At 68.3% G+C, this 23919-nt stretch carries 21 protein-coding genes; 2 read left to right on the forward strand and 19 right to left on the reverse strand.

The annotated features are described in order from the left end of the window. Positions 1 to 2 precede the first annotated feature (2 nt). Both AB3M34_RS15420 and AB3M34_RS15425 read right to left on the reverse strand, forming a co-directional pair. A complete protein-coding gene (locus AB3M34_RS15420; RefSeq protein ID WP_370615192.1) occupies positions 3 to 785 on the reverse strand; it encodes an IclR family transcriptional regulator in 783 nt (260 codons plus the stop codon). Between the two features lie 91 nt (positions 786 to 876). Beyond that, positions 877 to 1641: an IclR family transcriptional regulator gene (locus AB3M34_RS15425; RefSeq protein WP_370615194.1), complete on the reverse strand. Its 765-nt coding sequence runs from the start codon at positions 1639 to 1641 to the stop codon at positions 877 to 879. Positions 1642 to 1750: 109 nt separating this feature from the next. Between AB3M34_RS15425 and AB3M34_RS15430 the strand changes: the two genes are divergently transcribed. After that, a complete protein-coding gene (locus tag AB3M34_RS15430; RefSeq protein ID WP_370615196.1) occupies positions 1751 to 2866 on the forward strand; it encodes a sugar kinase in 1116 nt (371 codons plus the stop codon). A gap of 19 nt (positions 2867 to 2885) precedes the next feature. On the opposite strand, the gene AB3M34_RS15435 is transcribed toward AB3M34_RS15430, so the two are convergent. From AB3M34_RS15435 to AB3M34_RS15515, 17 genes are all read right to left on the reverse strand, one after another. Next, positions 2886 to 3674, reverse strand: a complete 789-nt coding sequence (locus tag AB3M34_RS15435; RefSeq protein WP_370615197.1) for an IclR family transcriptional regulator — start codon at positions 3672 to 3674, stop codon at positions 2886 to 2888. A 97-nt stretch (positions 3675 to 3771) separates the two neighbouring features. Then, on the reverse strand, positions 3772 to 5685 hold the full coding sequence (locus AB3M34_RS15440) for a hypothetical protein (protein WP_370615199.1): 1914 nt from the start codon (positions 5683 to 5685) through the stop codon (positions 3772 to 3774). Between the two features lie 804 nt (positions 5686 to 6489). Further along, positions 6490 to 7179, reverse strand: a complete 690-nt coding sequence (locus AB3M34_RS15445) for a GntR family transcriptional regulator (protein WP_370615201.1) — start codon at positions 7177 to 7179, stop codon at positions 6490 to 6492. Further along, complete coding sequence (locus AB3M34_RS15450) at positions 7172 to 8044, reverse strand: DUF4438 domain-containing protein (protein ID WP_370615203.1); 873 nt, start codon at positions 8042 to 8044, stop codon at positions 7172 to 7174. Before AB3M34_RS15450 ends, AB3M34_RS15445 begins: the two co-directional genes overlap by 8 nt. Continuing rightward, positions 8041 to 8916 carry a DUF4438 domain-containing protein gene (locus AB3M34_RS15455; RefSeq protein WP_370615205.1) on the reverse strand — a complete coding sequence of 292 codons (876 nt, stop codon included), beginning with the start codon at positions 8914 to 8916 and terminating at the stop codon, positions 8041 to 8043. The genes AB3M34_RS15450 and AB3M34_RS15455 overlap by 4 nt, the downstream gene beginning before the upstream one ends. After that, positions 8913 to 10307 (reverse strand): TldD/PmbA family protein, encoded by a 1395-nt coding sequence (locus AB3M34_RS15460; RefSeq protein ID WP_370615206.1) that lies wholly within the window; start codon positions 10305 to 10307, stop codon positions 8913 to 8915. The genes AB3M34_RS15455 and AB3M34_RS15460 overlap by 4 nt, the downstream gene beginning before the upstream one ends. After that, positions 10304 to 11788, reverse strand: a complete 1485-nt coding sequence (locus tag AB3M34_RS15465) for a TldD/PmbA family protein (RefSeq protein WP_370615208.1) — start codon at positions 11786 to 11788, stop codon at positions 10304 to 10306. Before AB3M34_RS15465 ends, AB3M34_RS15460 begins: the two co-directional genes overlap by 4 nt. Further along, positions 11778 to 12926 carry a Gfo/Idh/MocA family protein gene (locus AB3M34_RS15470; RefSeq protein WP_370615210.1) on the reverse strand — a complete coding sequence of 383 codons (1149 nt, stop codon included), beginning with the start codon at positions 12924 to 12926 and terminating at the stop codon, positions 11778 to 11780. The genes AB3M34_RS15465 and AB3M34_RS15470 overlap by 11 nt, the downstream gene beginning before the upstream one ends. 19 nt (positions 12927 to 12945) lie before the next feature. After that, on the reverse strand, positions 12946 to 13872 hold the full coding sequence (locus AB3M34_RS15475) for an ABC transporter permease (RefSeq protein ID WP_370615211.1): 927 nt from the start codon (positions 13870 to 13872) through the stop codon (positions 12946 to 12948). A gap of 1 nt (position 13873) precedes the next feature. After that, positions 13874 to 14833, reverse strand: a complete 960-nt coding sequence (locus tag AB3M34_RS15480; RefSeq protein ID WP_370615213.1) for an ABC transporter permease — start codon at positions 14831 to 14833, stop codon at positions 13874 to 13876. Next, positions 14830 to 15849, reverse strand: coding sequence for an ABC transporter ATP-binding protein (locus AB3M34_RS15485; protein WP_370615215.1), 1020 nt, complete (start codon positions 15847 to 15849; stop codon positions 14830 to 14832). Before AB3M34_RS15485 ends, AB3M34_RS15480 begins: the two co-directional genes overlap by 4 nt. After that, positions 15846 to 16829: an ABC transporter ATP-binding protein gene (locus AB3M34_RS15490; RefSeq protein WP_370615217.1), complete on the reverse strand. Its 984-nt coding sequence runs from the start codon at positions 16827 to 16829 to the stop codon at positions 15846 to 15848. Before AB3M34_RS15490 ends, AB3M34_RS15485 begins: the two co-directional genes overlap by 4 nt. A gap of 125 nt (positions 16830 to 16954) precedes the next feature. Beyond that, positions 16955 to 18598, reverse strand: a complete 1644-nt coding sequence (locus AB3M34_RS15495; protein ID WP_370615218.1) for an ABC transporter substrate-binding protein — start codon at positions 18596 to 18598, stop codon at positions 16955 to 16957. Continuing rightward, the gene (locus AB3M34_RS15500; RefSeq protein ID WP_370615220.1) at positions 18598 to 19857 is read right to left on the reverse strand and encodes a pyridoxal phosphate-dependent aminotransferase; all 1260 of its coding nucleotides are present in this window, start codon (positions 19855 to 19857) and stop codon (positions 18598 to 18600) included. The genes AB3M34_RS15495 and AB3M34_RS15500 overlap by 1 nt, the downstream gene beginning before the upstream one ends. Then, a complete protein-coding gene (locus AB3M34_RS15505; protein WP_370615222.1) occupies positions 19854 to 20627 on the reverse strand; it encodes an SDR family oxidoreductase in 774 nt (257 codons plus the stop codon). The genes AB3M34_RS15500 and AB3M34_RS15505 overlap by 4 nt, the downstream gene beginning before the upstream one ends. Continuing rightward, a complete protein-coding gene (locus AB3M34_RS15510) occupies positions 20627 to 21550 on the reverse strand; it encodes a dihydrodipicolinate synthase family protein (protein WP_370615223.1) in 924 nt (307 codons plus the stop codon). Before AB3M34_RS15510 ends, AB3M34_RS15505 begins: the two co-directional genes overlap by 1 nt. Positions 21551 to 21561: 11 nt before the next feature. Further along, positions 21562 to 22584 carry a D-2-hydroxyacid dehydrogenase gene (locus AB3M34_RS15515; RefSeq protein WP_370615225.1) on the reverse strand — a complete coding sequence of 341 codons (1023 nt, stop codon included), beginning with the start codon at positions 22582 to 22584 and terminating at the stop codon, positions 21562 to 21564. Between the two features lie 229 nt (positions 22585 to 22813). On the opposite strand from AB3M34_RS15515, the gene AB3M34_RS15520 reads away from it, so the two are divergent. Next, positions 22814 to 23914, forward strand: a complete 1101-nt coding sequence (locus AB3M34_RS15520) for a carboxylate-amine ligase (RefSeq protein WP_370615227.1) — start codon at positions 22814 to 22816, stop codon at positions 23912 to 23914. Positions 23915 to 23919: the final 5 nt, after the last annotated feature.

Here is a 23919-nt window from a genome sequence, read left to right on the forward strand (position 1 = left end):
TTTCATCCCGCGTTGCGTCGCGTCGCACCGGCGTAGCCGAGCGCGGCTCCGATCTCGTGCGCGATCCTGAGAGCGGTCGGAGCCAGGTCGTGGCAGGCATCAGCCGTGAACCGGCTCGCCGGGGCGGACACGCTGAACGCCGCCACCGGCTCGCCCGAGGCGTTCACGATCGGCAGGCCGATGCAGCGGACGCCGAGCTCGTTCTCCTCGTCGTCGAGGGCGTATCCCTGCTCGCGCACCCGCTCGAGCTCCGCTGCCAGGGAATCGCCGAACAGCGTCTTCGGGGTCGGTCGCGCGAGGTCGCCGGCGAGGCGGGCAGCCCGCTCGTCCGGTGGCATGAGTGACAGCAGGGCCTTGCCCATCGACGTGCAGTGCAGTGGGACCTCACTGCCGATGCGTGACACGAGCCGCACGGACTGATCGCTCTCGACCTTGTCGACGTAGACGATGTGGTCGCCGATCGGAACGCCGAGGTGGGCCGTCTCGCCGCTGACACCTGCCAGCTCCACGAGGTACGGGTGGGCGACGCGGAGCAGGACGTCCTCCTCCAGGTACTGCCCGGCAAGGCGGACCAGCCCCACGCCGAGCCGGTAGACGCCGGCACCGTCGCGCTCGACGACGCCGAGGTCGAGGAGCGACGTGACGTAGCGGTGGGCCGTGCTGACGGCGACCTGCGCACGGGCGGCCAGATCCTGCAGCCCGACGCCGTCGGGACCGCCGTCGGCGATGACCTGGATGAGCTCGAACGCCTTGGCGACGCTCGAAGATTTGCGCGTTGTAGTCATTCGAATAACTCGAATCTGTTTCGATAAGTGCGAATGCGTGCGCTCACTGTGCTCTCGGTCACATGCCGGTGTCAAGTAGGTCACATGGCTGTCACCGACGGCCGAACCGCCGCCGCGCCTCGACGAGCTCGGTGACGGCGCGCTGCTCGAGCTCGGGCGTCAGGCGCAGGAGGGGTATCGACACGCTGATGGCGTGCGAACCCGCGTCGCCGACTGGGAGCGCTACGGCGAAGCACCAGATCCCGTCGGCGTTCTCGCCCCGGTCAACGGCGTATCCCCGTCCACGAGTCTCCGCGATCTCGTCCCGCAGACGGTCCGGCGAGGTGATCGTGTTCTCGGTGAGCGCTCGAAGCGACCCGTCGGCGACTGCCTCGACGTCGGTCTCGCTGAGCTCGGCCAGCATCGCCTTCCCCAAGGCCGTGGCGTGAGCGGGAAGCCGACGGCCGATCGCGGAGAACATCCGCAGCGGGTGCGCGGACTCGCGCTTGGCGAGATAGAGCACGTCGTGGCCATCGAGGCATGCAAGGTGCACGGTCTCCCCGAGTCGTTCGAGCAAGGCGTCCAGGAGCGGTGCGGACTGCGCCACGACCCGGTCGCCACTCACGTATGCGCTGCCGACCGCGAGCGAGCGCGGGCCGATGGTGAAGCCGCCCTGCCCCTCCTGCAGCCAGCCCCGGGCCGCGAGGGTGCGCAAGATGCCGGCGAGCGTGCTCTTGGGGACTCCGAGCTCGCGGGACAGCTCGCTCAGCGTCGCCGGGCGCTCGCGTACGGCCAAGAACTCGAGGACCTCCATCGCCCGGTCGACCGCACGCACCCTCGCGAACGCATCCCCGTCCCGACCATCAACCTCGGACATCACGACCTCCTCGGCGCCCGCCTTGACAAGCGGCGCGCACGTCGGGCTACATTTCGTTCAGAATATAGCCCACTGTTCAGCATCCTGAACACAGTCTCGAGGGGAACCTGTGCCCACCGCCGCCACGCCGATCGAATTCCGACCCGCCGACGAGTGCGCCTACGACGCCGTCGCCCTCGGCGAGGTGATGCTCCGACTCGACCCCGGCGAGTCGCGGATCCGCACCGCCCGTACGTTCACAGCGTGGGAGGGAGGCGGCGAGTACAACGTCGTCCGCGGACTACGCCGCGTGTTCGGGCACCGCACGGCGGTGGTGACCGCCCTCGCCGACAACGAGGTCGGGCATCTGGTCGAGGGACTCGTCCTCGCCGGTGGCGTCGATGCCAGCAAGATCGTCTGGCGCCCGTACGACGGCGTCGGTCGATCCGTCCGCAACGGGCTCAACTTCACCGAGCGTGGCTTCGGCGTACGAGGAGCCCTCGGGGTATCCGACCGCGGACACACCGCCGCCGCAGCACTGAGGCCGGACGACGTCGACTGGGACCACCTCTTCGGAACCCTCGGCGTCCGCGTCCTGCACACCGGCGGAATCTTCGCGGGGCTTTCGGAGACGACTCCGGAGGTTGCCGAAGCGGCGATGAAGGCTGCCCGGCGTCACGGCACCGTCGTCTCGTACGACCTGAACTATCGCCCCAGCCTGTGGAAGGACGTGGGAGGACAGGAGCGGGCGCAGGAGGTCAATCGCGCACTCGCCCGTCACGTCGACATCATGATCGGCAACGAGGAGGACTTCACGGCGAGCCTCGGCTTCGACGTACCTGGGGTCGACGCCTCTCTCTCCGCGCTGGAGACGAACGGGTTCCGGCAGATGATCGAGCATGCAACGAAGGAGTTCTCGAACTTCGCGGTGGCCGCTACCACGCTGCGTACGGTCAGGACCGCCACCGTCAACGACTGGGGCGCGATCGCGTGGTCGCGCGACGTCGGCTTCGTCGAGGCGACCCACCGCGAGCGACTCGAGATTCTCGATCGCGTAGGTGGTGGCGACTCGTTCGCGTCAGGCTTGATTCACGGTCTCTTGACCGGCAGCGACCTGAAGCGGGCGGTCGAGCTGGGAGCTGCGCACGGGGCTCTTGCTATGACGACACCGGGCGACACCTCAATGGCGAACATCGCCGAGGTAGAGCGGTTCGCCGACGGCGGCAACGCCCGCGTCGTGCGTTAGGCAGCAAGCTCGGGAACCCTCACGTGGCGTTCTGGCCGCGGTGGCCCAACGCCTGTTCGATGAGTCGGACGGCATCGAGGACCAGCGGCGCGATCTCCTCACGCCGCTCCGTGGTCATCCGGACTGACGGCCCCGAGACACTGATCGCTGCGACCGGCCGCAACCTGCTGTCGAGGATCGCCGCGCCTACGCAGCAGACCCCGAGTTCGTTCTCCTCCTCGTCCATCGAGATCCCGGACGCACGGATCGCCGCCAGATCGGCCAGCAGCTCGTCACGCTCGGTAAGCGTGTGCACCGTCTGGGCCGGTCTCGGCTGAGAGAGCGCGGCGTCGAGCTCGTCCGGCGGCAGCTGCGCAAGAACGGCCTTTCCCATCGACGTACAGTGCATCGCCACTTGATGGCCGATAGCGGAGACGAGCCGCACGGAGTGCGAGCTCTCGACCTTCTCGATGTAGACGATCCGTCCGCCCGTCGGCACTCCGAGGTGGACGGTCTCGCCGGTCGAGGCGCCCAGATCTCGCAGGACCGGCGTGGCAGCCGAGCGGAGGTTGTCCTCATCGAGCAGCTCGGTCGCGAGCGTAAGGAGACGGACGCCGAGGTGAAGGCGACCCCCGTCGTCTCGGCGGAGGACACCGAGGTGCAAGAGCGTCGTCACGTACCGATGGATCGTGCTCCGCGCCTTGCTCGCTCCGCCGGCGAGCTTTGCGAGGGTGATGCCCTCGGCGCCGGCGGCGGCGACCTGGTCGAGGATCGCGAACGCGTGCACCACGCTGGTGGAGACACCGCGTGCGTTCGGTTCGTTCTCCATGACTCGCACAGTACTGGGATCGGCGACCCACAATACGCCTAGCGCCCGCCCGGAAGTTCCGGACGGGCGCCCCAGGTGATGGTCAGGCGGTCACCGTTCAGCTCCCCTTCGGAACCATGAGAGTGATCGAGTCGATGGTGGCGCTCCCCTCCCCTGCATCGGTGTAGGGATCACCGATGACCGGGAAGTCGGGGTAGCTCGACCCGGCCGGCCACTGGTCGGCCCACTGCTGCTGGCCGAACACCCCGTTCTGCACCAACGTCCGGTTGAAGCGGCCGTCGTACTGGTCAGGCGTGTTGTTGTAGTGCCAGATGGGCGTTGCCCCACCGATGAACGGCGAGTAGAACCGCAGCGTCATGTGGCCGGCGTGCAGGAAGTCACCGGTGACCTCCATCGTGTAGCCGGTCTTGCTGCGCTCCACCGCGAACAAGTAGTCAGAGTTCGGCATGAACTCCGGCTTCATCTCGGCCGCCGCGTACGGCGAGATCGGAACCGGAAGCCCTCGCGTGCACGTGGTCGAGAACCACTGCGAGTTGCCCGTGATCCCACCCTTGCCTGGCGTGAAGTTCGGCAGGCCGTTGAACCACATGTCGATCACGTTGTAGGTGCTGTCACGGTAGTCGTACGAGGTGTTGTCGGCGGGGTTGCAGACCCGACCACCGCTGCCCGACCCGATCCGGTCCGGGTGCTGGGCGAAGGAATCCATGAGGATCTTGCGGCGATAGTGCCAGAAGTGCAGGTTCGCCGGCTTGGGCTTCTCGAAGTCGACGATCCCGAGCAGGTGGAAGGCGTTGTAGCCGAACGGGCCGTCGACCACACTCTGCCAGGCGCAGGGATCGGGGTTGGTGGGATCGTTTCCCCATCCGGGCGTGCCGATGCCTTCCGCGTACGGGAACTGGGTCTTGCACTGCGCGTCCTCGGGCGAGTAGCCGTTCTCCTTGCCGTCGTAGAAGATGCTGCCGTTGCGCTGGCCGCCGAAGTCGAGCGTCTTGAGGCGGTACTCGAGCCGGTACTCCGAAGGGAGCTTCTCGCTCGTGGTGACGAACGCACCGTCGTAGGAGTCCGGCGAGTCGATCCTGAGCGCCTTCTCGCTCGTGGGCAGCTTCGTCGTCGAGATCCTCGGCGGGTTCTGGGGTGAGCCGGAGTTGTTCCAGTCCCGCGCGGACAGCGTCGCGGTCAACCAGTCGCCCTTGCCGAACTTGACCTCCTTGCGGTAGGTCGTGAAGCTCTTGAGCACGTCCGGCTCCCAGGTCGGCCCATAGTCGTTCTTCCACCAGTCGCCCGCGTCGTCCATGATCGTGTCGACCTGCTCGTCGTAGTCGTGGCGGACCCACTCGCTCTCGTCGGTGTCGACCGCGCGGCTCTGCGCCTGGAAGTTCTCCGAGTGCAGCACCTTCCACCTCGTCGACGGCGCTGCCTCACCGGCCGCGCACGGCAGCGTCACGCCGTCGTCGTTCTCGATGATCGTCAGCGAGATGCTGTGGATCGACGCGCCACCGGACCCAGCGGACAGCCGGAAGTCGGCGCCTCCGTTCTCGCGGTTGGCGAAGCGCCCGTCGACGATGTTGAAGGCCGCCGTCTGCCACGTCTTGGTGTCGGCACGCATCACCGTGCCGGCCGCGGCGTAGGCGCTGGCCTGCGAGTCGTACTGCAGGCTCAAGCCTTCCTTGCCTTCGTCGTAGTACTCGGCGCGCACGCACGCGACGTACGTGCTGTCGAAGGCGACCGAGTCGTCGATCTTGACGTACATGTAGTGGGCGCCGGTCCCGACCGTCTTGCGGGCGCTCTGCCCGCCGATCGTCACCGGCGATGTCTGCCCATCTCCTTCCTCGATCTGGACGAGCCCGCGTGGCTCGTTGGTCTCACCCAGCACGATCGATGCGTCTGGCTCCTCCACAACCGCCTGCGTCGGCTCACTCGCGACCCCTGACGGGGCGACGAGAGTGCCGACGCACAAGGCTGCCGTGGCCGCCAAGGCCGCAAGAGTCGCGCTCTTGTGCCGAGTCCTCATGTGCGTTGCTCCTTCGTGAAGGTCAGTCCGGAGCAGTCGACCCGAGGTGGTACATTCGACATATCCGAACATATGTCGAATAGTTCGACACATGGCTGAGACGCTAGGGCTGCCGGGTGGTGCCGTCAACCCGTCTCCGCGCTCACGCCGAGCTGTCAAACAGCAATCCCAACGCTTCAGCCCGTCGCCACCCGCCATGGATCGAGGGTCCCGCCTTGTTCGACTGCGGCCTCTACATGGGCGATGTCGAACTTCCCGTCGATCAAGTCGTCGGCGAGGACGAACGCAACCTCCGCCTCGACACGTGCCGCGTCACGGCATTCGCCGGGGTGCGTGGTCGAAGATCGGCCTGACCCCCGCCCCACTAACCTCCGTCACTCATCACCCGTTGCGATGACTGATGGAACCCAAGGCGTCGAGGCCGTCCAACTTTCGAACGCTGCCGACCTTCTCACTGGGTTCGGGGTTCGAGTCCTTGGTAGGGCACAAAACAAGAGGGCGACAGCGCCGCTTCCGGACGTGAGATCGGGCCGGAGGCTGACGTCCGGCCTTCGCCACCCTGGGCCACCTCGAGCATCCGAACGTGCCCGCCGCGGGGTTCGTCCGTCCTCACGCCCAGGGGCATCAGACCGGAACGAGCGGCACAGCCGGGAGATTCGGCAGCAGAACAGCAAGCTCAGGTTCTACCCCGAACGATCTGTCCCGCATGAACCCCGACCACCGGACCTACCCGACGGTCTGGATCACGACGCGAGCTCGCTGACTCAACAAGGTCGTCGTTCGGACAACCGGGCAAGTAGTGCGTCACCCCTCTCGCCGTGTCTCGCCCTTCTCGCGCAGGTAGTGGCGGTACAGCTCGGCCGCAATCTCACCGCGATCTGCGCCACGGACGATCTCTGCGAACTGTCGGTGTCGCTTTACAGCCTCACCCAGATCGATGTGCTGATCCTCCATCGACGAGCGCATCAGCGCACCCATCTGTGCGTCCAATGTTGACCACAAGCTCGCGAGCCGCTCCTTGTGCGCCTCGCGAACGATGCACCCGTGGAACTCCGTGTCGAGGTCGACGATCGCCGCCAGGTCGCCGCTCTCGGCAGAGTCGGCCATCTTGTCGACGACCCTGTCCAGCGCATCGGCGAGCTCCGACAGCCGGTGGTCGTCGATGGCGCGCATCGCGCCCTCCTCGAGGACATACCGTGCGTAGCACGCGTCCTGGACCTCTTCGTACGACATGCGTCGCACCGTGCTGTACCGCCTGGGTGCGATGTCGACCAGGCCCTCCTGCGCGAGCTGGCGCAGCGCCGTCCGCAGCGTCGAACGGCTGACCCCCAGCTCCTCGGCGAGGTTGACCTCGACCAGCCGCGTCCCGGCGGGAAGCTCGTTGTTGAGGATGCGACGGCGCAGCACCTGGTGCACCGACTCCGGGAGGGACAGGTGTCGCACTGCAGTGTCGGGAATGCCGCCGAGCGAGGACGAAATGTTGGCTTCAGTCACGGTTCTCACATGCTATGCGTTCGAGGGTCGCCCCGCGGTGGTCTCGAGGGTCGATGGTAGGGGCAAACGAATCCGTTCGTGCACACACGACGGGCATGAGTCCGGGCCCGTGTCCAGGGAGCGGACTCGCGCCGTGGACGATCACGCCGAGGGTGCTCCAGCCCTGCCGGTAGCCGATGTTGTGCCGGACGTCGAGGTCCGAGACCAGAACGAGGTCACCGAGACAGAGGTCCGCAAGTCCCCAGCCTCCTGCGGTCTCGCGGGTCACGCTGAGATCGACGTCCCACTGCTGTGCAGGGCGCCCGAGCCCGTTCCCGACGAGCTTGGACGGAACCACCGCTCGTACTGAGGTCGAGATGACGCTGCCGATCGTCACGCCGAGGGCTGCGAGGGCACCCGGGGCGATGTTCAGGACGGCCGCGCCCTCTGCCGCGAGCTCGGCAGGCAGGCTCAGGCCCTGTCCGATGCCACGGATCATCAGCGCGTCGCCGGGAACGAGCAGGGCGAGGGCCTGCTGCTCGAACACCGCAATCACGCGACCCGCCTCACCGCGCTTGCCCAGCACGCGTCCGGTCTCGCCCGCGGCGGCACCCGACCGGACCACGACCTCGTTGCCCAGGCAGGCGAAACTTGTGAGCGCGTGCCGGGCGGCCGGGTCTGGATGGATCACGGTCACACCCGGCGCGGCATGGTCACCGTCGTGGTCGAAGACTCGATGGCCGAGCTCGAGGCCGGTGACGACGCCGCCGTCTCCGACGGGGACGTACGGACGACCGTCGACATCGATGCCAAAGGGGCTCGAGCCGAACTGGGGTGTCTCGACGATTCCCGCGAGGTTGACGGCAACAGGCTTGAGCGTGGTCATGACGATGCCTCCATGGCAGCGAAGTAGGTCCTCAGGTTCGCCGTTTCGTCCTCGACGATCTCGAAAGCCGCCGCCGGTCCGGAGAGGATCGAGGACGGACCCGGGCCATGTCCGAACAGGTGGCAGTGGCCGGTGCTGATCACGCCCACCGTGAGGTAGCCCTCGCGGAAGCCGCGTCCGAAGCGGTGGTCCTGGTCCTCGAGCACGACGAGGTCGCCGATACGCAAGGTCTCGAGTCCCAGGCTGAGATCCGGGCTGAGCCCGGGGTACGCGCCCATGAGGTCGGTGTTCGCGAACTCCGACACCATCCCGGCTCCGGCTCCGACCGCTGAAGCAGGAACCCGGGCCGCGACGCCGACCCGGAGCCGCCCGTCGCCGGCGGTGTCGAACGGCATGACGGTGGCGAGCGTCGGATCAAGGTTCTTCACGATCACGTCGGGATGGTCGTCGAAGGCGAGCCCTTGCCCGCGAGCGGTCACCACGACACGGTCGCCGGTCGAGACGTCGTTCATCGCCTCGTCCGCCATGTCGACGAGGACGTACGCGTGCTGCCCGATGACGCGGCCACGCGCGCCCGCGGAAGGACCACTCTGAACGACCACCTCGTTGCCGACGCAGCTGAGGAACTGCAACGCCATGTTGGCTGCGGGGTCGGCGTGCCTGACCGACAGGCCGGGCTCGAGGTGGTCCGCCGCGTAGCCGGTGGCGGGATCACCGACGTGGACGCCGAGGGTCACACCGCCCATGCCGGGCAGCAGGAACGGGTCGCCGTCTGCATCGACCCGGTAGGCGTGGCGGTCGGCGAGCGGAGGCCACACCTCGCCGACCAACCGCTGCGTGATGATCCGGTCGGCGTTGGTCGCGATGCTCACTTCCCTGCCTCCAATGGCCGGCTGCCGAAGCGGAAGCCGTGTCCGCGGAGGGCGGGCGCGGACGCGCTGCCGTTCCACACGTTCATCACCGGCTGCGACCTGACCGTGTCTCCGACACCGTCGACGGTGGCGAGGAAGCCGAGGACCGACTGGGTGAAGCGGCCGGTCGCCAGCGGCTGGGTCAGGCGACCGTTCTCGATGAGGAAGCAGCCGTCGCGGCTCACCCCGGTGATCGTCGACGCCGACCTGTCCACCAGCCGCGTGTACCAGAACCGCTCGACGTAGATGCCGCGATCGACACCCGCAATCAGATCCGCCTCGGTCGCCGTCCCCGGCTCCATCACGACATTCGCGGCGACCGGGTGCGGCACCTCCTCGCGAGCGATGTGGGCATGGCCGGTGGACGGCGTGCCGAGCGCGGCCGCTGTCGCCAGGTCGGTGACTGGCTCTCCGACGACACCCCGCTCGAAGAAGGGCACCCGTCGCTTGGCCGTCCCTTCGAAGTCGAACGGGATCGGGAGCCCGTACGACGACAGCGCGTCGTCGGCGACCGAGACGGTCGGGGCAACCAGACGGTCGCCGTGGTTCTGGGCGCACACGCCGACCCCGGCAGCGGCCAGGTCGCCGGAGAAGCCGAAGGCCTCGAGAAACCCGAGGAGCTCCCCTGCCGCCTCGGGGCCGAGCACGACGGTGAACTCGCCGTCCGGGACCGCGATCCGGCCTCGACCGCGTACCGCCCGGTCGAGGGTCGCGTCGATCGCGCCCTCGGCGCCGAGTGCGTCCGCCGACCGGTGGAGGTCGATCCAATGAGCCGTCCCGTCGTCGACGGCGACGGTGAGCGAGCCGGACGCCTCAGTTGCGCTCGCCTCGACCGAGACCCCCGCGCTGTTCGCGACGGCGATCTGCGTCAGCGCCCGCCCGATCATCCCGTACGCCTGACCGGAGCGTGCCCGGGCGCCGTCCATCGCTCGGCGTACCAGCGCGACGCGTCGACCGGCATCGAAGGCGACGGTGTCGTCGTGCCGGAGCCGCAGCTCGGGGATCTGCGCGGGCTCGGCGACGACGACCGATCCCGGCCGGTTAGCCGCGCCGGCGAGCTCCCGCGCCAGACCGGCCGCACGCTGCGCGGTCTCGGCAACGCTGCGCAGGTCGGACGTCGACGCGCGGGCCGCGTGGCCGTCGACGACCGCCTTCACCATCGCCGTCACCTCGGTGATGTCCTGCGGCTGATGGATGCGGTCCCCGGCGAACCGGGTGTACTCCCCCGTACGACCGAGCACCGTCACCTCGACGGCATCGGCGGCAGAGCCGCGGACCGCAGCGTCCGCGATCTCGAGCGCACGGTCGGCGGTCAAGGGACTTGCGAAGCCCTGCTGAAGGACGGTCATCATGCGACTCCGATCCGGAGGTCTCGAACCAGGACAGGGGCAGCGGCGTGGCTGAGGAAGCCCCACTGCTTGGGCTCCCCCTTCCCGCACGGGTAGCCGAAGATCCGAAGCTCCTCCGGTCCGGCCACGGCCTCGACCGAGCCCCAGAACTGCGGTGTGGTCCCGCCGTACGAGAAGTTCTTGAGGAGCCTGCCCCGCTTGCCGTTGCGCACCTCGTACGCGACCTCCGTCCCGAACTGGAAGTTCCAGCGGCGGTTGTCGATCGACCAGCTGCGGTTGTCGTCCGCGTACACGCCGTCGCCGAGACGGTCGAGGAGCTCGTCGAGCGACCCCGAGCCGGGCTCGAGGTAGACGTGTGTGGCGAAGCAGACCGGGAGGTACCCCCAGCCGTCGGCGCGTGCGGCACCGGTCAGCTCCTGCCCGCTGCGCGCGGCCGCGTCGCGATTGGACAGCGTGGCCCGGACGATCCCCTCGTCAACGAGCCGGGTGCGCCGCGCCGGCGTGCCCTCGTCGTCGAACGCAAAGCTCCCCCGAGTCCCGGGAATGGTCGGATCCGACGTGATCGTCACCGCCGGCGAGCCGTAGCGCAGCGAGCCGATGTCGTCCACACCGATGAACGACGTGCCGGCATAGTTCGCCTCGTCGCCGAGGATCCGGTCCAGCTCGAGCGCGTGCCCGGACGACTCGTGGATCTGCAGCGAGACCTGCTGGGGACCGAGCACCACGTCGGCACGACCCGCCGGCGCGACTGGCGCTGTGAGCAGCGCGACCGCCTCCTCCCCGACCCGTACGGCCTGCGCAGCGAGGTCCAACGTCGCGACGTACTCCCAGCCGGCGCCAGCGGTGTTGCCGTGGAAGGAGTTGGGATAGCTCCGGCGCTGGACGTCGCCGTGCCCGGAGGCCGTCGCGATCACACCGCCGCCGGTCTCCACGAAGTGCTGGTGCTGGCGCGAGCCCTCGCTGTTGCCGAGATGGCGGTGCTGTCGCTTTGCGTTCAGCCCGGCTTGAGCCGCAACCACTGACGAGGAGCGGCTCACGTTGGCCAGGACCTCGTCGAGAAGGCACTGCCGCACATCTGCCCCGACCGTGAACGGGTCGATCTCGACCGCCGACTCGTACCGACCGCTGGCCGGCGACATGGGCTCGAGCTTCACCGGGGCCGTGACGCCTGCGGACGCTCGCGCACTTGCGAGCGCCTGGCGCGCTGCGACCTCTGCGTCCTCGCGGTCCATCAACGGACGCGAGGCGAAGCCCCAGGCACCGTCGACGAGAACGCGTACACCGATGCCGCGCGAGTGCTCGAGGCGCTCGTCGGGGTCGGCACCGACCTGGGTGTAGAGCCTCATCTCCTCGGCCTCGATGAGTCGGACGTCGGCGTACTCGCTGTGTCCGTCCGCGACGGCGAGAGCCGACTCGACGATCCGATCGGCGACGGCGTCGTCGGCGAGCTCGCCCCAGACGTGCGCGCTCGGGTCACTCGGCACGGGCTGCCTCCTCGTTCGCGGCCAGCGGGAACGACACCCACGCGCGCTGGCGGAACGATGCTTCGAACGCGTTGACCGTCTCCTGCACGAGCGCGCCCTGGGCGAAACCACCCTGGTTCTGAGGGCCGCCGTCGAGGATCTCGGTCGCGAAGTCCGCGCAGAGGTTCGAGTAGAAGAGGAAGTCCCAGTCCTCGCGCGAGTTGCCGCCCTCGGGGAAGAACTCGGCCGGGATCTCGCGCTCCACGAACTCGACCTCGTCCTTCGTCGCCGTCTTGATCGTCTGGCAGATGCCGAACTCCTCGACGAGACGGATGATGATCGCGCCCTGCGAGCCGAAGATCCGCGCCTCGATGCCGGGGAAGTTGCCGACGGTCACGTACGACGACTGGATCGACGCCATCACGTTGTTGTCGAACTCGCAGATCCACATGTCGCCGTCGTCGATGTTCAACCGCTGCATCTGGCCGGTCGCGCGAACCATGCGCTCCGGGACGAAGTTCCGCATCGTGCCGACCACCGACTTCAGCTCGGCGCCGACCCACTCGTGCATGATGTCGATGATCGGAGCGCCGTACCCCTCGATCGAGGAAGTCGCGATCACGTCCGGGTCGGCATCCGGGTCGACCTGCCGCATCGGGGTCTGGGGGTCGATCCACTGGCTGTTCTGCTCGTAGCCGTTGAAGATGTAGGGCGTCCCGACGAACCCCTGCTCGATGAGGTGGCGCGCGTACTGGACCGCGGGCGCGTAGCGGAAGGTGAATCCGAGCTTCGTCTTGAGGCCGGTCGACTTCGCCAGGTCCGCGAGGCGCTGTGTCTCACGGTAGTCGTGGTGGACCGGCTTCTCGCACAGGACGTGCTTGCCGGACTTCAGCGCCGCCTCGGAGATCTCGAAGTGCGCGGTGTTCGCGGTCGCGACGTCCACGACGTCGATGTCGGAGCGCTCGAGCATCTCGCGGTAGTCGCTGTAGAGGTCGCTCACCCCGAACGTCGCGCCGGCCTCGGCGAGCACGGCTTCGTCGCTGTCGACGAGGGCGACGACCTCCACGCGCGGGTCGCGCTGCCAGCCCGGGATGTGGGCCCGCTGGGCCCAGCGACCCGTGCCGACGACCGCGACACGAAGCTTCTTGGTGGTGGTCATGATTTTCCTTTCGTAGGGACTAGCGACGAATCCGCGGGTCGATCGCCGCGTAGGCGAGGTCGACCAGGAGGTTCATCACGACGATGAAGAGCGCGGCGACGAGCACGGCGCCGGTGATCATCGGGATGTCGAGCGTCCCGATGGCGTCGAAGGTGAGCTTCCCGACCCCGGGCAGCCCGAAGACGGACTCGATGACGACCACTCCGCCGAGGAAGTAGCCGAAGTCCATGCCGAGCATGGTGACCAGCGGCGCGACGACGTTGCGGAGCGCGTGGCCGAGCACGACCCGCCGCTCGGGCATGCCCTTCGCCCGAGCCATCTGCACGTACGGGCCGCGCAGCGCCTCGATCATGTTGGTGCGGGTGAGCCGCGCGTACCAGGCGGCTCCACCGATGCCCAGGGTGAAGCCGGGAAGGATGAGGTAGTTGATGTACGGCGGCTCCCACCCGGTCAGCGGGAACACGTTCAGCTGGTACGCGAAGACGTACAGGAGGATCAGTCCCAGCCAGAACGGCGGCGCCGACAGTCCGAGAAGGGTGCCGAACGTCGTCAACCGGTCGAGGAGACCCTTGGGCCGGTACGCCGCGATGATCCCGACGGGCACACCGATCAGGACCTCGAACAGAACCCCCGCGACGGCGACCGCGATGCTGACCGGGAGCGCGTGGAGGATCGCGTCGGCGACCGACTGGCCCGCGAGCGCGTAGCTCTGTCCGAGATCCCCGTGCAGCAGCCCTTGGACGTAGAGCAGGTATTGCTGGAAGAGGCTCTCGTCGAGTCCCAGCTCGTGGTGGATCGACGCGACCGTCTCCGCGCTGGCGTTCGGACCTGCGATGAGTCGAGCCGGATCTCCCGGCACGACGTGCGTGAGGATGAACGTGAGGGTGACGACCCCGAACAGGACGACGACGGTCTGCGGGATCCGCCGTACGAAGAATCGGCCCATGTCAGCGGCGCTCCTCTGCGGTGGGGTCCAGCAGGTCGCGCAGCCAGTCCCCGGCGAGGTTGAACGCGAGCACGGTCAGCACCAGGCACAGACCGGGGAAGACGAGGAGCCACGGTGCGATCTGGTAGTACTCCCGTCCTTGATCGACCATCTGGCCCCACGACGGGTTCGGGATCGGCACCCCGACGCCGAGGAAGGACAGCGACGCCTCGATGAGGATCGACGACGCAACGCCCAACGTCGCGTACACGATGATCGTGGGCACCAGGTGCGGGAAGAGGTGCTTGCGCATGATCCGCCAGTGACCGAGTCCGAGCGTGCGTGCGGCCACGACGAACTCGCGCTCCTTCAGCGACATCACGAGACTGCGCACGATCCGAGCGAGGGTCGTCCAGTAGATGAGGGCGACGACAATGATCACGTTCTTCTCGCTCGGTCCGGTGACAGCGATCAAGGCGATGCAGAGCAGGAGGATCGGGAAGGACATGACGATGTCGGTGATCCGCATGAGGACGGTCTCGACCCAGCCTCCGAGGTAGCCGGCGCAGGTCCCGACGATCACCCCCAGCACCGTTGCGAGGCCGTTGGCCAGGATCCCGATGGTCAGCGAGACCCGCGCCCCGTAGAGCAGGCGCGAGAGCACGTCACGCCCGCTCGGGTCGGTCCCGAGCGGGAAGGACCCGCCCGGTGGAAGCGGCGCACCGTCGGCCGACAGACCGTTGGGGAAGGTCTGGAGCGGGTCGTGCGGCGCGAGCAGCGGAGCGAAGAGGGCGGCCAGGGCCAGGATGACGAGCAACGCGAGCGAGATCATCGCTGGCAGGTCGTGACGCAGGCTCGCGAGTACGCGCCGGCGGACGGTGACGGCCGGCAGCGCTGTGTCGGCTCCGTCGGCGACGAGAGTCGCGTCGAGGTCGGCAAGGCTGGGCGCGGCGGTGGCGGCGTAGTCCGACGAAGGATTCATCGAGGCACCTCTGACGTTGGTCGAGCGGAGCTCGTCTCCGCGACGTCGGCGTGATGGCAGGCGACGGCGGCCCCGTTGGCGCGCGCCTCGAGCGCAGGATCGCGGTCGCGGCAGATCTCGCTGGCCAGAGGACAGCGGGACGCGAACGCGCATCCCGTCGGCCGGTCGTCGTGGCTGGGCGCCTCACCGGAGACACGGCTGCGTGGGTACGACCGCTTGACGCCAGGCTCCGGCACGGCGTCGATCAGCGCTCGCGTGTACGGATGGCGGGGATCGGCGAAGACGACCTCCGCAGGCCCCGTCTCCACGATCCGCCCGAAGTACATGATGGCCACGTCGTCGGCGATGAACCGCAGCGTCGAGAGGTCGTGGGAGATGAAGAGGAGCGCGATCCCGTACCGCTGCTGCAGGTCTTTGAGCAGGTTGAGGAGCTGAGCGCGGATCGAGACGTCGAGGGCCGAGACCGCTTCGTCGCACACCAGGACCTCAGGCTCGACGGCGAGCGCGCGAGCAATGGAGACCCGCTGGCGCTGGCCGCCGGAGAGCTGGTGCGGATACCGCCGCGCGAACTCCGTCGGCAGCCCGACCTGGGCCAGCAGCTCGCGGACCCGTACGGCGTGGTCCGGCCGACGGACTCCGGCTGCGACCAGGCCCTCCGCGATGTTCTCGCTGACCGTCAACCGTGAGTTGAGCGAGTCGTACGGGTCCTGGAACACCATCTGCATGTGCTTGCGGAACGACCTCAGTGCCCGGCCCGAGAGGCGCCCCACGTCGTGAGCCGCCACCTCCATGGTGCCGCCGCTGCTCTCCACGACCCGCATCAGGGCACGAGCGACGGTGCTCTTGCCAGAGCCGGACTCGCCGGCGATGCCCAATGTGCGGCCCGAGACGATCGAGAAGCTGACGTCGTTCGCCGCGAGCACACCAGCCGACCGCCGGAGGCCTGTCCCGCCGTAGCGCACGGACAGGTTGCGTACGTCGACGACGGGGCGTTCGGCTTGTTCGAGGGATGTCATGCGAGAGCAACCTCCGCGTCGAGAGGGAAGTGGCAGGCGGTCTCCCGACCGTCGGGAGCACGAACGAGATCGGGCGACTCGACCCCGCAGCGCTCCTCCGCGCGCGGGCACCGCGCCGCGAAGCTGCACCGCTCGTGAGGCGTCGCGCCAGTGGGAGGAGCGCCGGGAATCGTCGGGAGACGGCGCGGCAGTTCCCCGCGCAGCCGCGGGATCGAGTCGAGGAGCGCCCGGGTGTACGGATGCCGCGGCGACATGATGATCTGCTCTGTCGATCCGGCCTCCACGATGCGGCCCGCGTACATGATGAGGATCCGGTCGCAGAAGCTGCTGACGACGCCGAGGTCGTGGCTGATCAGCATCACCGCGGTGCCGTGCTCGTCGGACAGGTGATCGAGGAGGTCGAGGACCTGAGCCTGGATGGTGACGTCGAGCGCCGTCGTCGGCTCGTCCGCGATGATGAGCTTCGGCGTGCAGGCGGCAGCGATCGCGATGCACACCCGCTGACGCATCCCGCCGCTGAACTGGTGGGGATAGTCACGGACACGGCGCTCGGCGTCGGCGATCCCGACGACGCGGAGCAGTCGCACCGACTCGGCACGTGCTTCGGACTTCGACAGACCTCGGTGACGCCGGAGCACCTCCATGATCTGCGTACCGACCCGCATGAGCGGGTTGAGGCTGGACATCGGGTCCTGGAACACCATCGCGATGTCGGAGCCGCGCCACACGGCGAGACTCGTCGGGTCCATCGAGAGCACGTCCCGGCCGTCGAACTCGATCGATCCCCCGATCCGTGCGGTATCCGGGAGGAGACGCATCACGGCCTGCGAGGTGACGGACTTGCCCGACCCGGACTCGCCGACGACCCCGACGCGCTCGCCCGCCCCGAGCGAGAACGACACGTCGCGTACGGCCTTGACCGGCGAGCCGAGTCCGGTGAATTCGACCGTGAGTCGGTCGACGTCGAGAAGAGCTGCCATGCTGCACGTCCTCGTCGGGGTGTGGTCGTGGTGGAGCCGACCGGATGGTCGGCTAGCGAGGGAGATCGGGTCGATGACGGGTCACCGGGCTCGGCGCAGGAGGACGCCGAGCCCGGCGAGCCTGCTCAGCCCTTGGCGGGCTTGGTCGTCGACCCGTCGGTCTTCCAGTAGCTGGTCATGTCCCAACCCCAGACCGGCTGGGAGTGGTATCCCCCGACCTGCTTGCCGAAGACCTCGGTCTTCTTGCCGTAGAACAGCGGGACGATCGGGTTGTCGGCCAGCATCTGCTTCGTGGCTTCGGCGTAGATCTTGTCCGCCTCGTCGGTCGTGCCCGCAGCCAGCGCCTGGGCGACGAGGTCGTCGACCTTCGGGTTGCAGTAGAACGGGTAGTTCTGACCGCCCGGCACGGCCGCCGCGCACGAGAGCAGCGCCTGATAGAAGTCGCTTCCGTCGGGGTAGTCGGCGACCCAGAACGTCAGCGTCATCGGCGCCTTGCCGGGCGTGGCCGCCACGTCGAAGAACGTGCTCTGCTGGATGGGCTGGGCGTCGACCTTGATCCCGATCTTGCCGAGGTCCTGCTGGATCTGCGGGAGCATCTGGGTCCACGGGGGCGTGTTCCAGGAGTAGAGCGTCGTGCTGAACCCGTCCGGGTAGCCGGCGTCTGCGAGCAGCTGCTTGGCCTTCGCAAGATCCTGGTCGTGGAGGAGGTCCTCGTCGGTGTGCCCGACGATGTCCTTCGGCAGGAACTCGTTGGCCTCCGAACCCTGACCGCTGACGAGCTTGAGCAACATCGTCCGGTCGATCGCATACGAGACGGCCTCACGGACCTTGGGGTCGTCGAACGGCGCCATCTTCGTGTTCATCGTCAGGAAGTACGTCGAAGGCTTGGTGATGTTCTTGATCTGGCTCTTGAGGGCCGGGTCGTTCTTGACCTGGAGGTACTGCGCGGGCGGGATCGGGTCGCCCATCAGGTCGATGTCGCCCTTCTGCACCTGGAGCAGCTGCACCGACGGCTCGACGCCGAGCTTCTCGACGACCTCGTCGACGTACGGACGCGGGTAGTCCCAGTACGTCGGGTTCCGCTTGACCACGATCTCGCGGCCCGGGTCGAAGTGGTCGAGCGAGAACGGGCCGGAACCCACGGGCTCCGTGGCCACCGTGTCGCCGGTCCCCTGCTCGATGACCGAGGCGTGCGGCATCGCGAGCACGTACTTGAAGGCGTTGTTCGGAGCCGTCAGCGTGATCTGCAGGTCGGTGTCGGAGACGGCCTTGATCCCTGCGACCTCACCCTCCGGGTTCTTGGCATACTCCTGCGCGCCCTTGATCCCGGACCAGAAGCTGGCGACGGGCGACTTGGTCTTCGGATCGAGGATCCGCTGGAAGGAGTACGCGAAGTCCTTGGCGGTCAGCGGCTTGCCGTCGCTGAACACCATCCCCTCCTTGATCGGGATGTCGTACGTCAGACCGTCGGCGCTCACCTTCGGCATGGCCGCGGCGGCCTGGGGGGCGATCTCCATCGTGTCGCCGACGTAGTCGTACAGGCGGTCGAAGAGCATCCGCATGTTGTTCCAGCAGGTCGCGTCGTAGCAGACCGCGGGATCGAACGTCTTCGGGTCGCTCTTGTAGGCGACCGTCATGGTCGCGCCGTACCGCGGATCGCGTCCCGATCCGCTCGAACCCGCCTGGTCGTTGTCGTTCCCGGCGCATGCCGAGGCTGTCAGTGCAACCGCCAGGGCGACCGCACTGAGCAACGTCTTCCGTGGTGCCATCAGTTCTCCTCGAGGGACGTGACGTGCAGGGGCGTGGTTCGCGCCTGCGATGAGGGTGGGGTCCGACGACGCTGTCGGGAGGGCTCGTACGACGGAGACGCCGAGAGCGCCACCTCGGCAATGCAGTCGAGTCCGTGCATCAGGTGGGGCTGAGCCGCTGCGAGGGACACGCGGACATGGCCTTCTCCGCCTGCGCCGAAGGCCGGTCCGGGAGCGACTGCCACGCCGGTCCTCTCCAGGAGGTTGAGCGCGAAGGTGGTCGCGTCACCCGCGCCGACAGGAAGCCGCACCCACAGGTAGAACGCACCGGACGGCCTCAGGACGTCGAGTCCGAGCTCCGTCGCCCGCTGCACAGCGGCATCGCGACGCGACCGATAGGTCGACCGCATCGCCGCCACGCCAGCCTGGTCGCCGGTGAGCGCGGCGATCGCCGCATGCTGCGTCGGCGTGCTCACCGACGAGGTCGTCGTCTCCTGGACCTTCGCCATGCGGGTGATGACGGCTGGATCGGCGTACGCGTAGCCGATCCTCCACCCGGTCATCGCGTACGTCTTCGACAGCGAGAAGACGGTCACGACGGCAGCATCGGGCGCGACGGCGCTGATGCTCGTCGACGGCTCGTCGAGCCAGAGCTGGTCGTAGCACTCGTCCGAGATGATCCACAGGCCACGCGACGTCGCCCATTCGGCAACGGCCTCGATGCTGGCGCGCGACCAGACCGAACCGAGCGGGTTCGACGGCGAGTTCACGACGATCGCCCGCGTCCGGTCGGTCACCAGCGAGTCGAGGGCATCGACGTCCGGCTGGTAGTCGCGGTCCGCAGTCAGGCGGTACGGGACGGGCACCGCTTTGACGATGTCGGCGATCGTCCGGAGGTTCGGCCACCCGGGATCCGGGACGAGGACCTCGCTGCCGGTCTCGAGGAGCGCCCGGTAGGCGAGGGTCAGACCGCCGACGCCCCCCGGGGTCACGATGACGTGGTCGCGAGTCGCCTCGGTGATCGCGTTGTCCCGTGCCAGCTTGGCGCACACGGCGTCGCGAAGCTCCGGGATGCCGGGCGTGGGGGCGTATCGCGTCCTGCCGTCTCGTGCGGCCCGGGCCCCCGCGTCCACGACGTGCGTCGGCGTGTCGAAGTCGGGTTCACCGAACTCGAGGTGGATCGCGTCGGGGACGGCCCAGGCGGCCGACGCGATCGCGCGGATGCCCGACGGGGGCAGCAGGCCGACGTCCTCGGCCATCCGCAGGGCCGGCGTGCTCACGTGAGGCTCCGCATCATGCCGCCGTCGCAGGCGAGCATGCTCGCCGTCACGTATGAGGCGGACTCCGACGCGAGGAACCCCACCACCGCAGCGAACTCCTCAGGGCGTCCGTATCGACCGGCAGGGATCCCCGCCTCGCTGCGCGCCCGCACGGTCTGGACGCCGAGACCGGTGCGCTCGGCGGCGGACTGGTCGAGGGAGGCGACCCTGCTCGTGTCGATCCGCCCAGGGATCACTCCGTTGACCGTGACGCCGTCTTCGGCGACGGTCCGTGCGACGGTCTTCATCCAGCTCGCGAGCGCTGAACGGCCGGCGTTGGAGTAGGCCAGCTCGGGGATCGGCTCGCGGACCCCAGAGGAGAGGACCGCGACGATGCGCCCGAAACCGCGCGCGCGCATCCCGGGCAGCAGTCGCGTCGCCAGGTCGATCGGTGTGATGGCGAGCAGCTGGAGCGCTGCGCGCCACCCCTCGGCGTCCGTGGCGTCCGCGGGGCAGGGCGGCGGGCCACCCGCATTGAGGACTATGACGTCGACGCCCCCTGCAGCCAGCGCGGCCTCCGCGACCTCCGCGGCCGCGCCTTCGCTTCCTGCGTCGGCCGCGACGACGTCGACCGTGACATGGTGACGCGATCGCAGGTCGTCGGCCTTCGCCTCCAGCCGGGCGACATCGCGCGACCACAGCACGAGATCGTGGCCGCTCGACGCCAGGTCGTCGCTGACCGCGGCGCCGATGCCCGACGTCGCGCCGCCGACAAGAGCACGGCGGGCCATCAGCGGTCCCCCAGCTCTTCGATCGTGAGCGGCTCCGGCGACGGCACGAGTCCGACGCGATCGAGAACGTCGTCGAGCTCGTCGCTGGTCGCCTGGTCGAGCGGTCCCTTGGCAGCGCGCGTCGTGGCGGTGCTGATCACCCCTCGACGTCGCAGGACCTCCTTGCGGATGCGTAGCCCGACCACCGGCTGGCCTTCGAAGGCGATGTAGGGCAGGTAGTGGTCGAACACACGCGCCGCCGTCTCGATGTCGCCGCGCTCGAACGCCAACCTGATCGCGCGCAAGATCTCGGGGAAGGCGAACCCGGTCATCGTCCCGGCTGCACCCCGGCGCAGCTCGCTGTACGCGCTCACTCCACCCAGTCCTCCGAAAACGGTCAGCTCGGGACGTGCCTCGAGCAGCCGGCCGATCTTGGGCGGCGTCGGGGGGTCTTCGAGCTTGACGCAGGTGCTCGCGCTCGCGTCCAGTGCGGCGAGCAGCGCCGAGACCGGCAGCATCACCCCGGTCGCAGCCGGCTCGTCCTGGACGATCACCGGCACGGCGCACCCCGCAGTCGCCCGCGAGAAGAAGCCGCCGATCTGGTCGACGTCCTTCAACAGGGTCGGCGCCGCGACCATGACGGCAGCTGCACCGGCGCTCGTCGCTTCGTCGATCCTCGACCGGGTGAGGTCGGCTGACGGCGAGGAGCAGCCGACCGCGAGCGGGATGACGTCACGCGCCGCATCGGCCACCGTGTCGAGCACGACACGACGTTCGTCGTCGGAGAGCGCCGGGGCCTCGCCCATGACGCCGAGGATCGTGATGCCGTCCGCCTTCCACCGGGCGGCTGCAGCCACCAGCTCTCGCAGGCTGTCGGTGTCGAGAGCGCCGGACTCGTCGAATGGTGTCGGGGCGATGTACCAGGTGCCGTTGAGGGTGCTCATGAGGTCCTTCTTCAGTAGCCGAGGTCGCGGCGGTAGAGGTTGCGCAGCGGGCGCCCGTCAAGGTGCCGCTGAAGGTTGTCGATGAAGAGATCGGTGAGCGCACGGTTCTCCGAGGCAACGGTCGAGGCCGAATGCGGCGAGACGATCACGTTGTGCAGGTCCCACAGCGGCGAGGAATCCGGCAACGGCTCCCGCTCGAAGACGTCGAGGCAGGCACCCGCGATCCGCCCTGCGCGCAGGGCGTCGATGAGCGCGTCCTCGTCGATGACCTGCCCCCGTGAGATGTTGACCACGACCGCGCCGACCGGAAGCGCGGCGACGCGACCCGCGTCCACCAGCCCCTGGGTCTCAGGCGTGAGGGCCGTGCAGAGCACGAGGACATCGGTCGCGGGGAGCAGCTTGTCGAGGTCGTCGGTGGAGAAGAGGTCCACACCCTCGGGCAGGTCGTACTCCCTGCCGGGACGACCGACGGCGCTCAACTTGGTGCCGAGCGCGGCGAAGAGCCTGACGGTGTGCCGACCCATTCCGCCGAGCCCGACGACGGTGACCCGACGACCGGCAAGCTGAGACGTCGTGTACCGCTCCCAGTGCTTGTCGGCCTTGCGGCGGTTCAGCTCGTCGATGCCCTTGGTGAAGTAGAGCGCTCCAGCGACGGCGAACTCGGCGAGCGGGACGGCGTGGATGCCGGCCGCCGTGGTGACGACGACGTCGGTGTCGTGCAGGCCGGTCCGTTGCATGAACGCCCCGACGCCGGCGCTCGTCGCCTGGATCCACCGCAACCGCGGTGCCCGCTCTGAGAGCTGCTCGGGTGCCTGCCAGTCGAAGTCGAACGCGACGTCCGCCTGCGCGAGCAGCGACTCCCAGGCAGCCTGCTGCTCGCCATCGAGCTCGTGTCTTGCTCCGGTGTGGTCGGCCGCGTAGCGCGGGACCGGCAGCAGCTCGGGCGCGTAGAGCACCTTCACCCGCGGGTCGCTCGCGGCGATCCGGTCGACCTGTTCAGGCTCGAGGTAGGTCGAGATCAGGACGTTGACCACGCTCGCATCTCCATTGTTTCGGCCTGCAACGACCTGTGGAGCGTAGGACTAATTGCCGACTGTCGACAATCGACTGTGATCTACTTCACACCTCGCCCAGGGCTTCCCGCGCGGCCACCCGACCCCGCGCATTGCCGCAGCCCGACGGGGTACCTCCGGACTTGAGGCGATCACTGTTCTCCGGAGGCCCGCCGTGACGAGCGATCTACCCATCGCCATTGCGCACGAGGTGCGCGCCCCTAGCCTCGATTGGCAGCCTGGTGGTGAGTTCACCGTCGGGGTCGAGGACGAGTTGTTCCTTGTCGATCAAGAAGGACAGATGCTGGGGTCGGCTGCGGAGCCGTTGATGGCCACCGTCTGCGGACCCGCTGCCGGAGGCACGTTCAAGAGTGAGATCTTCGTCGACGAGGTCGAGCTCGAGACGCAGGTGTGCAGTGATGCCGAGGAAGTGCGCAAGTCACTGCAGAGCCTGCGCGGATCGCTGATGGTCAAAGGCGTTCGCCCAATGGCGGTCGGCGTCCACCCGAGTGCCGATTTCGGAGCAGCAGACCTCACGACATCGCCTCGCTACGACCGGCTCGGCGACGAGTTCGCTGGCCTGCTCCGAACGCCGACGGCAGCCTTCCAGGTCCATGTCGGCCTACCGGACACCGCAAGCGCCCTGCGGGTCTTCCGTGGACTGCGCAACCGCCTTGCCGTCTTCCGCGCACTCGCCGCAGGATCGCCGTACTGGCACGCTCGTGACTCCGGGCTCGCCTGCTCGCGGCCGGCCATCCTCAGGTCCTATCCGCGCACGACGATGCCACCGGCGCTCCGCAGCTGGGATGAGTACGTCGAGGCGATCGAACGCTCGATGTGGGCGTACGAGGTGCCTGATTACAGCTACGTGTGCTGGGAGCTCCGGCCGCAGCCCAGACTGGGGACGATCGAGGTGCGGGTGATGGACGCCCAGTCGTCTCTGGACCGCATCGCCGGGTTGACCGCCTTGGTGCAAGGTCTTGCCCGCCATGCCGTTGAAGCACCAGACCTCCATGACCTTCCGGACGAGGCGGTGCTCGCCAACGACTTCAGATCGTGCCGCCGTGGACTCGAAGCGACGGTCATTGACGCCAACGGGTCACGACGGCCCATGCGCGAGCTCGCCTGGCGCGCGCTCGATGACGCCCGCGCACAGCTGGCGCCCGACGGTCTCGACAGACCACTCGACGCCGTAGAGGAGATCCTCACAGCGCCTCCTGAGTACGCCCGCCAACGAGACCTGCGCGAGCAGCGGGGAATGCCGGCTCTGCTGGCGGACCTCGTCGAGCGTACGGCGAACGTCGACGGCTGAGCACG

Origin of the sequence: Mumia sp. Pv4-285 (assembly GCF_041320275.1) — a bacterium.
Classification (GTDB): Bacteria; Actinomycetota; Actinomycetes; order Propionibacteriales; family Nocardioidaceae; genus Mumia; species Mumia qirimensis.

What these genes read in the sequence shown, in the direction of transcription:
- AB3M34_RS15450 (WP_370615203.1), bottom strand. Translation starts at nt 8,044, where the DNA reads ATGACCACGCTCAAGCCTGTTGCCGTCAACCTCGCGGGAATCGTCGAG.
- AB3M34_RS15440 (WP_370615199.1), bottom strand. Translation starts at nt 5,685, where the DNA reads ATGAGGACTCGGCACAAGAGCGCGACTCTTGCGGCCTTGGCGGCCACG.
- AB3M34_RS15495 (WP_370615218.1), bottom strand. Translation starts at nt 18,598, where the DNA reads ATGGCACCACGGAAGACGTTGCTCAGTGCGGTCGCCCTGGCGGTTGCA.
- AB3M34_RS15425 (WP_370615194.1), bottom strand. Translation starts at nt 1,641, where the DNA reads ATGTCCGAGGTTGATGGTCGGGACGGGGATGCGTTCGCGAGGGTGCGT.
- AB3M34_RS15470 (WP_370615210.1), bottom strand. Translation starts at nt 12,926, where the DNA reads ATGACCACCACCAAGAAGCTTCGTGTCGCGGTCGTCGGCACGGGTCGC.
- AB3M34_RS15510 (WP_370615223.1), bottom strand. Translation starts at nt 21,550, where the DNA reads ATGAGCACCCTCAACGGCACCTGGTACATCGCCCCGACACCATTCGAC.
- AB3M34_RS15490 (WP_370615217.1), bottom strand. Translation starts at nt 16,829, where the DNA reads ATGGCAGCTCTTCTCGACGTCGACCGACTCACGGTCGAATTCACCGGA.
- AB3M34_RS15475 (WP_370615211.1), bottom strand. Translation starts at nt 13,872, where the DNA reads ATGGGCCGATTCTTCGTACGGCGGATCCCGCAGACCGTCGTCGTCCTG.
- AB3M34_RS15435 (WP_370615197.1), bottom strand. Translation starts at nt 3,674, where the DNA reads ATGGAGAACGAACCGAACGCACGCGGTGTCTCCACCAGCGTGGTGCAC.
- AB3M34_RS15480 (WP_370615213.1), bottom strand. Translation starts at nt 14,833, where the DNA reads ATGAATCCTTCGTCGGACTACGCCGCCACCGCCGCGCCCAGCCTTGCC.
- AB3M34_RS15505 (WP_370615222.1), bottom strand. Translation starts at nt 20,627, where the DNA reads ATGGCCCGCCGTGCTCTTGTCGGCGGCGCGACGTCGGGCATCGGCGCC.
- AB3M34_RS15485 (WP_370615215.1), bottom strand. Translation starts at nt 15,849, where the DNA reads ATGACATCCCTCGAACAAGCCGAACGCCCCGTCGTCGACGTACGCAAC.
- AB3M34_RS15460 (WP_370615206.1), bottom strand. Translation starts at nt 10,307, where the DNA reads ATGATGACCGTCCTTCAGCAGGGCTTCGCAAGTCCCTTGACCGCCGAC.
- AB3M34_RS15420 (WP_370615192.1), bottom strand. Translation starts at nt 785, where the DNA reads ATGACTACAACGCGCAAATCTTCGAGCGTCGCCAAGGCGTTCGAGCTC.